Below are 8,190 nucleotides of genomic sequence, written 5' to 3'. Positions count from 1 at the left end.
GAACGTGTAGCTCACGCCCTCGGAGATCGGCATCTCCTTCTCGATCACTTCCAGCTCGACGATCACCTTCGCCGGGTAGTTGCGGTTGACCGGCGGCGGTACGTGCGGCGGACTGGTCAGCACCGCGTGGATCGGCTCGCCCTGCGGCGGGCCGAAGTCGCCGCGGATGTGCTCGGCCGGGGCGTTGGCGGTCGGGGCGGCATCCGTCTTGGCTGCGGCCTGCGGCTTGCCGGAGCAGGCCGCCAGCGTCAGCAACGCGGCGGCAGCGACGACGAGGAGCGATGAACGTGACATGGGGCGATCTCCGTGAGTTCTTGCGCATCCTAGCCTAGGAGATCGCCCGGTCGCCCTACTGATCTGAGTCAATTTGAGTCGCGTTGGCGGCCCTCTGCGTCACCCTGCCACAGACTCTTGCGCCACGGCTGCTCAGCCGGGTTTGCCGTCCGCCCGCGGCGTCAGGTAGATCCACGCCGAGCGCAGCACCCACGGCAGGAACGCCAACAGCCAGCCGTAGGCGGCGATCACCAGCCACAGGTAGACGTCGCCGCCCAACTCGGCACGGATGCGCAACAGCGCCACCACCTGCAGCAGTCCGAAGCACAGCCACGCCACCGCGCCCATCTGCAATGGCCGGCCGGAATGGCCCTGGGTCACCCGGGTCACCATCGCCACCAGCATCGAGCCGAAGAAGCCGATCCCCAGCGCATGCAGCGGTGCGCGACCAAGAATGAGATGCCCGCTGGCCGCGTACACCACGTCCTGCACCGCGTACAGCACGAACGCCACCGGCAGCCACGCGAACGCCAGGTGCAACACCGCCAGCAGGCCCGGGCGCATCGCCTTCCACGGCTGCCAGGTCAGCGCATGCCAGGCGAATGCCAGGGCCAGCGGCACGTCCGCCAGCCACAACCAGCCCAACGCGCTGCGCCATTCCAGCAGCAGGTGCGCCAGCAGCAACAGCCACACTACCGGCAGGCTCCAGTCCGGACGAATCACCTTGTAGCCCGCCACCACGTTGCCGCTGAAGAACGGCAGCATGCGGTGCATCACCGTGAAATAGATCGGCAACAGCAGGCCGTACGTGCCCAGCTTGATCGCCAGCAACGCGCAGTCCGCCGGCGCGCCGAACAGATAGGCCAGGAACACCGCCAACCCGAGGCTGCCCAGGCTCAGCGCCGCCAGGCAGGAACGGGCGTGGCTCTTGCGCTCGGCCACCGATGCACGCAGCACCCCGGCCAGCGTCCACACGCCGATCAGGTAGCCGGCCAGCATCACGGCGATGCCAAGCTTCAGCAGCCACGGCAGGTCGAGCAGGCCCACGTTCGCCAGCACGTAACCGCCGAACACGCAGCCGGCCACGGGCACGTAGCGCGTCCACGGCAGATCGGGCCGGCCCAGCCAGCGCGGGAACGTGGTCAGCAGAAAGCCGAACATGAACAGCGGAAACAGGCCGTACTGGATCAGCATCGCGTGCGCCCAGCCCGGTGGGATCGACGGCTGCGGCCAGCCGGCCAGCCCGAAACGCATCCAGGTCAGCTCCACCGCCCACCACGCCATGCTGAGCAGTACCGCGATGGTGCCGGCCAGGAACAGCGGCCGGTGCGGCGCCGAAGCCAGCCGCGCCGACAGCTCCGCGAACGCGGCCGATTTCGCCGCGGGGGATCGTGATTCAGCCATGACGGCGCCAGCCCGAATGAGAATGATTCGTCATGGTGGCAGCTTACCGCCACCACGGGCACTGACCTGGATCAGCCGTCCACACTTCCCGACGCGGCCAGTGCCCGCCCGGGAGCGGGCCGGTCACTCCGGCAGCAGCGCCTGCCCGATCTCGCGCAGCTTCTTCGGATTCAGCAGCTCCAGCTCGCGCCCCTCGATCTCGATCAGCTTCTGGCTGCGAAAGCGGCTGAGCACGCGGCTGACGGTTTCCGCGGCCAGACGCAGGTAGTTCGCGATGTCGCCGCGCGACATGCTGAGGTGGAAGCGCGTGCCGGAGAAGCCGCGCACGGCGTAGCGGCCGGCCAGGTCCAGCAGGAACGCGGCGACGCGCTCGTCGGCGCTGTGGTCGCCGGCGAGCAGGCTGGCGGTGCCCAGCTCCTTGCTCAGCATGCGGAACAGGTGCTGCTGCACGGCGGGGATGCGCGAGGCCAGCGCGCTCATCGCGGGGAACGAGAAGCGGCAGAAGTAGGCGGTGTCCAGCGCCACCGCATCGCACGGAAAATGCTCGGGGTAGATCGCGTTGAGGCCGATCACCTCGCCGGGCAGGTAGAAGCCCAGCACCTGCTCGCGGCCGTCCTTGTCGACCATGCGGGTCTTCACGGTGCCCGCGCGCACGGCGAAGATCGCGCGGAACGGATCGCCGGTGCGGAAGATGTGCTCGCCGGCGCGGAACGGCCCCACGTGCTCGACCAGGCACTGCAGCTCGGCCAGCTCCGGCTTGTCGTAGCCGGCCGCGATGCAGGCGCTGGAGAACGCGCAGGTGCCGCAGAATCGCGTCTCGTCGCCGTCGTCGGCAATCGGGCTTGGCGGCTCGGGCAGGCGACCTGCCATGGGCTTGGATTGCATGATGGTGATGGGCTGCCGGGTCGGGGCTGCGTGGATCAGATCACGCGAGAGTAGCGTGGGGCCTGTGCCGCGTCGTCCAGGTAGGCGTCGAAGCACATGGCGATGATACGCAACAGCAACCGCCCCCGCGAGGTTACCCGGATCTCGCGCGGGCTTTCCAGCACCAGTCCGTCGTCCAGCAGCGGCACCAGGCGCTGCCGCTCGCGCACGAAGTATTCGTCGAACAGCAGCCGGTGGCGCGCGCCGAACGCCTGCTTGTCCAGCGTGCCATGGCACATCAGTTCGTTGATCAGTTCGCGCCGGATCACGTCGTCCTCGTCCAGCATCAGCCCCCGCACCACCGGCAGGCGGCCGGCGTCCAGCGCCGCGTAGTAGCCGATCAGGTCGCGCGCGTTCTGGCTGTAGCTGTCGCCGATGCGGCCGATCGCGCTGACGCCCAGGCCCACGATGTCGCAGTCGCCATGCGTCGAGTAACCCTGGAAGTTGCGCTGCAGCGTGCCGGCGCGCTGTGCCAGCACCAGTTCGTCGCTGGCCTTGGCGAAGTGGTCCATGCCGATGTAGACGTAACCGGCCGCCGACAGGTGCTCCAGCGCGCGCCCGAACAGCGCCAGCCGGGTGGCCGCGTCGGGCAGGTCGGCGGCGTCGATCTGCTGCTGTGCCTTGAACATCTCCGGCAGGTGCGCGTAGCCGTACACCGCCACCCGATCCGGGTTCAGCGCCACCACCTGGTCCAGCGTGCGGCTGAAGCCGTCGACGCTCTGAAACGGCAGGCCGTAGATCAGGTCGACGCTGGCCGAGCGGAACGACGCGGCCCGCGCCGCCTCGAGCACCTCGCGAGTCTGCTCGAAACTCTGGATCCGGTTCACCGCCTTCTGCACCACCGGGTCGAAATCCTGGATGCCCACCGAGATCCGGTTGAAGCCCAGCTCGCCCAGGTTGCGAATGTAGGCGCCGTCGGCGAAGCGCGGGTCGATCTCGATGCCGTATTCGCGATCCGTCGCGTGGCTGAAACTGAAATGCCGCGCCAGCGATTCCAGCAGCTCGCCCATGTGCGCGGTATCGAGGAAGTTCGGCGTGCCGCCGCCGAAGTGCAGCTGGCGCACCGGCCGGTCGCGGTCGAACAGCGGCGCGATCAGCTCGATCTCGCGGTACAGCCGTTCCAGGTAGCGGTCGGCCTGGGTCACGTCGCGGGTGATCACCCGGTTGCAGCCGCAGTAGAAGCACGGGCTCATGCAGAACGGCACGTGCACGTACAGCGACAGCGGCCGCGGGATCGGCTCCTCGTTGGAGGCGCGGATCACCTCGCGCAACGCCGCCTCGTCGAAGTCGGCCGTGAACTGCGGCGCCGTCGGGTAACTGGTGTAGCGCGGCCCGGCCACGTCGTAGCGGGCGATCAGCGCCGGGTCGAATTCGGGAGGTGTGATGGGAATGGCCATGGCAGCGAGTCTGTCGACGCCCCCGCCCGCCCGCATTGATCCGGATCAAGTCGCGCAGCTGTTGTGGCGACCTGCCGCAGTCCCGGCTCGCGCGGGGCTCCGACGCGTTTCAGCGGCTATACGGCTCGATCCGCTGCTCGATCGAGCCGAAGATCGAGGCGCCGGCGGTGTCGGTGACGTCGATCTTCAGGTGGTCGCCGAACTTCAGGAACGGCGTGGTGGGATGGCCGTCGCGCAGGGTTTCCACCGTGCGCTGCTCGGCCAGGCAGGAGGCGCCCTTGCCGGTGTCCTCGTTCGCGATCGTGCCGGAACCGACGATGGTACCGGCGGTCAGCGGGCGGGTCTTCGCCACGTGGGCAACCAGCTCGGCGAAGCTGAACTGCATGTCGACGCCGCACTCGGCCTCGCCGAACCAGGCGTCGTTCAACCAGGTGCGCATCGGTAGGTGCAGCTTGTCGCCCTGCCACGCATCACCGAGTTCATCCGGCGTCACCAGCACCGGCGACAGCGCCGAGCGCGGCTTGCTTTGCAGGAAACCGAAGCCCTTGGCCAGCTCGCCCGGAATCAACCCGCGCAGGCTCACGTCGTTGATCAGGCCGACCAGCTGGATGTGTTCGGACGCCTGCGCCGGCGTCGCCGCCATCGGCACGTCGTCGGTGACCACCACCACTTCGGCTTCCAGGTCGATGCCGTAATCCTCGCTCGGCACCACCACCGGATCGCGCGGCCCGAGGAAGCCGGCACTGGTCGCCTGGTACATCAGCGGGTCGGTGTAGAACGACTTCGGCACCTCGGCACCGCGGGCGCGACGCACGCGCTCGACGTGTGGCAGGTAGGCCGAACCGTCGACGAATTCATAGGCGCGCGGCAGCGGCGAGGCCAGCGCGGCCATGTCCAGTGCAAAGGCACCGGCAGCGTTGCCCGCGCTCAATTCGTCCGACAACGCGTTGAGTCGCGGCGCGGCGTTCGACCAGTCGTCCAGCGCTGCCTGCAACGTCGGTGCAATGCCGGCCGCCTTCACCGCACGGGAGAGATCGCGGCTGACCACGACCAGCGTGCCGTCGCGGCCACCTTCCTTGAGAGATCCGAGTTTCATCGTGCTGCCTTGTGTCTGCTGCGTGGATGGATCGCCGTCACGGCGCGAAGTGCTTGCGGATATCCTGCCAGCATCGGTAATAGTCGTGCTGCAGTTGCGGCGCGTCCAGCGCTTGCTGCGTGGGCCGGATCACCTTGCGCGTCTCGAACATGAAGGCCATGGTGGCGCCGATCACGTCCGGCTTCGCCAGGTCGGCGCTGGAGGCCTTCTCGAACGTGGCCGCGTCCGGGCCGTGCCCGCTCATGCAATTGTGCAGGCTCGCGCCGCCGGGCATGAAACCCTCGGCCTTGGCGTCGTACACACCGGTGATCAGGCCCATGAACTCGCTGGCCACGTTGCGGTGGAACCACGGCGGCCGGAACGTGTGCTGCGCCACCAGCCAGCGTGGCGGGAAGATCGCGAAATCCACGTTCGCCGTGCCGACGGTGTCGCTGGGCGAGGTCAGCACGGTGAAGATCGACGGATCGGGATGGTCGACGCTGATCGAGCCGATCGTGTTGAAGCGGCGCAGGTCGTACTTGTACGGCGCGTAGTTGCCGTGCCAGCCGACCACGTCCAGCGGCGAGTGGCCGATCGCCGCGGTCCACAGCGCGCCCTGGAACTTCGCGATCAGCTCGAACGCGCCTTCGACGTCTTCATATGCCGCGCGCGGGGTGAGGAAATCGCGCGAGTTGGCCAGGCCGTTCGAGCCGATCGGGCCGAGATCCGGCAGGCGCAGCAGCGCGCCGAAGTTCTCGCAGACGTAACCACGGGCTGCTTCATCAAGCAGGTCGACGCGAAAGCGCACGCCGCGCGGAATCACCGCGATCTCCTGCGGCTCGACTTCGATCACGCCCAGTTCGGTAGCCAGCCGCAGCCGGCCCAGCTGCGGCACGATCAGCAGCTCGCCGTCGGCGTCGTAGAAGAACCGCCCCTGCATCGAGCGATTGGCCGTATAGACGTGGATGCCGATGCCGCCCTGTTCAGCCGGCCCACCGTTGCCGGCCAGGGTGACCAGGCCGTCGATGAAGTCGACCGGCTGTTCCGGCAGCGGCAGCGGATCCCAGCGCAGCTGGTTCGGCGTGGCCGGCGCTTCGTCGAAACGATTGTGGAACGTGGCATGCGCCAGCGGCTGGAACGGCTGGTGCACCGCCGCCGGACGGATCCGGTACAGCCAGCTGCGCCGGTTCGCATGGCGCGGCGCGGTGAACGCGGTGCCGGACAGCTGCTCCGCGTACAGGCCGTGCGCCACCCGCTGCGGCGAGTTCTGCCCTTGCGGCAGGATGCCAGGAATGGCCTCGCTGGCGAACTCGTTGCCGAAACCGGATTGGTAGCCGTTGCTGACGCTCGTCGCCATGGGAACTGCTCCTTACAGGAAGCCGCGCTTCATCTGGTCGCGCTCGATCGACTCGAACAGCGCCTGGAAGTTGCCTTCGCCGAAACCCTCGTTACCCTTGCGCTGGATGATCTCGAAGAAGATCGGACCGATCGCGTTCTGGGTGAAGATCTGCAGCAGCTTGCGCTGCTTGGTCTCCAGGTCGGCATCGATCAGGATCTTGTTCTTCGCCAGCCGCGCCACGTCCTCGCCGTGGTTCGGCACGCGCACATCGATCACCTCGAAATAGGCGTCGGGCGTGTCGAGAAACTCGACGCCGGCTTCGCGCATCTTCTCCACCGTGGTGTAGATGTCGTCGGTGAAGCAGGCGATGTGCTGGATGCCTTCGCCGTGATACGCGTCGAGGTACTCGTTGATCTGGCTCTTCGGGTCGTTCGACTCGTTCAGCGGGATGCGCACGACGCCGTCCGGCGCGGTCATCGCCTTCGACACCAGGCCGGTCTTGACGCCCTTGATGTCGAAGTAGCGGATCTCGCGGAAGTTGAACAACTTCTCGTAGTAGTCCGACCACTTCTGCATGTTGCCGAAATACAGGTTGTGGGTCAGGTGGTCGATGAAGGTCAGGCCGAAGCCTGCCGGGTTCTGCCCGGCGCCCGGGATGGCCTCGTAATCGGCGTCGTAGATGCTGCCGGCGCTGCCGTAGCGGTCGACCAGGTACAGCATGCAGTCGCCGATGCCCTTGATCACCGGCGCGTTCACCGCCTTGCTCGCCGCCTTGTGGCTGATCGCTTCGCCGCCGTTGCCGAGCACGGCGGCAAGCACGTCCGCGGCCGGCTTCTTGAAGCGGATCGCGAAGCCGCACGCGCTGGGACCGTGCTTCGCGGCAAAGTCGGCGGCGAACGAATCCGGATCCTCGTTGAGCAGGAAGTTCACGCCGTTCTGCCGGTACACGGTGATCGGCCGCGTCTTGTGCCTGAGTACGGCGCTGAAGCCCATCCGCTTGAACAGGTCGTGCAGCTCATTGGCGCGGCCGACCGGGGCGGCGAACTCGACGAATTCGAAGCCGTCGATACCCATCGGGTTTTCGAACGTGGTGACTTGCATGCCGAGGTTCGGCTGGGCGTTCATGGCGCTCTCCTGTCTGTCGGTGCACGATGGCAGCACATGAGCGTGCCACCATCGGGGTAACTCCCACGTTATAGTTTCATATGAAACCATTTGCAAGGATCATCGCCGCAATGCCCGTCAAGCGCCATCCAGCCCCCGCCACTGCCGAGCACGCCCCGCTGCAGTTGGAGCATTTCCTGCCTTACCGGCTGTCGATCCTGTCCAACACGATCAGCCAGACGATCGCCGACGACTACCAGAGCCGCCACGACATCTCGATGACCGAATGGCGGGTGATGGCCGTGCTGGCGCGCTACGCCGGCCTGTCCGCGCGCGAGGTGGCCGAGCGCACCGCGATGGACAAGGTGGCAGTGAGCCGGGCGCTGGCGCGGCTGGTCGAGGCCGGCCGGGTCGACCGCGCCGTCCACGACAACGACAAGCGCCGCTCGGTGCTCAACCTCAGCAACGCCGGCTGGGCGATCCACGACGAAGTCGCGCCGATGGCCCGGGCGCGCGAACGCGAGGTGCTGGCGAAGCTCAATGCGGAAGAGCGCGTGTGGCTCACGCGCATCCTGGACAAGCTGCTTTCTTGACGGGATTCGGGATTCGGGATTCGGGATTCGGGATTCGGGATTCGGGATTCGGGATTCGAAAAAGCCGGGGCTTCGCGCTTC

7 protein-coding genes and 1 pseudogene are annotated in these 8,190 nt (G+C 67.3%); 1 reads left to right on the top strand and 7 read right to left on the bottom strand.

What is annotated here, in order from left to right; translation table 11 throughout:
• The 7 genes and pseudogenes from ASG75_RS15790 to hppD all read right to left on the bottom strand — a co-directional run.
• Nucleotides 1-294: pseudogene (locus ASG75_RS15790) on the bottom strand (nitrite reductase, copper-containing); the annotation flags it as partial.
• Nucleotides 295-426: 132 nt separating this feature from the next.
• Nucleotides 427-1,677 carry an NnrS family protein gene (locus tag ASG75_RS15785; RefSeq protein ID WP_056391836.1) on the bottom strand — a complete coding sequence of 417 codons (1,251 nt, stop codon included), beginning with the start codon at nt 1,675-1,677 and terminating at the stop codon, nt 427-429.
• 123 nt (nt 1,678-1,800) lie between these two features.
• Nucleotides 1,801-2,562 carry a helix-turn-helix domain-containing protein gene (locus ASG75_RS15780; protein WP_056391832.1) on the bottom strand — a complete coding sequence of 254 codons (762 nt, stop codon included), beginning with the start codon at nt 2,560-2,562 and terminating at the stop codon, nt 1,801-1,803.
• A gap of 35 nt (nt 2,563-2,597) precedes the next feature.
• Entirely contained in the window at nt 2,598-3,998 is a 1,401-nt protein-coding gene (gene hemN, locus ASG75_RS15775; RefSeq protein ID WP_056391829.1) for an oxygen-independent coproporphyrinogen III oxidase, read from the bottom strand.
• A 109-nt stretch (nt 3,999-4,107) separates the two neighbouring features.
• Complete coding sequence (locus tag ASG75_RS15770; RefSeq protein WP_056391818.1) at nt 4,108-5,094, bottom strand: fumarylacetoacetate hydrolase family protein; 987 nt, start codon at nt 5,092-5,094, stop codon at nt 4,108-4,110.
• A gap of 37 nt (nt 5,095-5,131) precedes the next feature.
• Nucleotides 5,132-6,430 carry a homogentisate 1,2-dioxygenase gene (gene hmgA, locus ASG75_RS15765; RefSeq protein WP_056391815.1) on the bottom strand — a complete coding sequence of 433 codons (1,299 nt, stop codon included), beginning with the start codon at nt 6,428-6,430 and terminating at the stop codon, nt 5,132-5,134.
• A gap of 12 nt (nt 6,431-6,442) precedes the next feature.
• A complete protein-coding gene (hppD, locus tag ASG75_RS15760) occupies nt 6,443-7,537 on the bottom strand; it encodes a 4-hydroxyphenylpyruvate dioxygenase (protein WP_056391812.1) in 1,095 nt (364 codons plus the stop codon).
• A gap of 110 nt (nt 7,538-7,647) precedes the next feature.
• On the opposite strand from hppD, the gene ASG75_RS15755 reads away from it, so the two are divergent.
• Nucleotides 7,648-8,109, top strand: a complete 462-nt coding sequence (locus ASG75_RS15755; protein ID WP_056391809.1) for a MarR family transcriptional regulator — start codon at nt 7,648-7,650, stop codon at nt 8,107-8,109.
• Nucleotides 8,110-8,190: the final 81 nt, after the last annotated feature.

The organism is Rhodanobacter sp. Soil772, assembly GCF_001428385.1.
Lineage (GTDB): Bacteria > Pseudomonadota > Gammaproteobacteria > Xanthomonadales > Rhodanobacteraceae > Rhodanobacter.
The sequence above is the reverse complement of the archived record's forward strand: the minus strand, read 5'-3'. Positions and strand labels throughout refer to the sequence as shown.

Coding starts and splice junctions, on each gene's coding strand:
- ASG75_RS15785 (WP_056391836.1), bottom strand. CDS start 1,677: ATGGCTGAATCACGATCCCCCGCGGCGAAATCGGCCGCGTTCGCGGAG.
- ASG75_RS15780 (WP_056391832.1), bottom strand. CDS start 2,562: ATGCAATCCAAGCCCATGGCAGGTCGCCTGCCCGAGCCGCCAAGCCCG.
- hemN (WP_056391829.1), bottom strand. CDS start 3,998: ATGGCCATTCCCATCACACCTCCCGAATTCGACCCGGCGCTGATCGCC.
- ASG75_RS15770 (WP_056391818.1), bottom strand. CDS start 5,094: ATGAAACTCGGATCTCTCAAGGAAGGTGGCCGCGACGGCACGCTGGTC.
- hmgA (WP_056391815.1), bottom strand. CDS start 6,430: ATGGCGACGAGCGTCAGCAACGGCTACCAATCCGGTTTCGGCAACGAG.
- hppD (WP_056391812.1), bottom strand. CDS start 7,537: ATGAACGCCCAGCCGAACCTCGGCATGCAAGTCACCACGTTCGAAAAC.
- ASG75_RS15755 (WP_056391809.1), top strand. CDS start 7,648: ATGCCCGTCAAGCGCCATCCAGCCCCCGCCACTGCCGAGCACGCCCCG.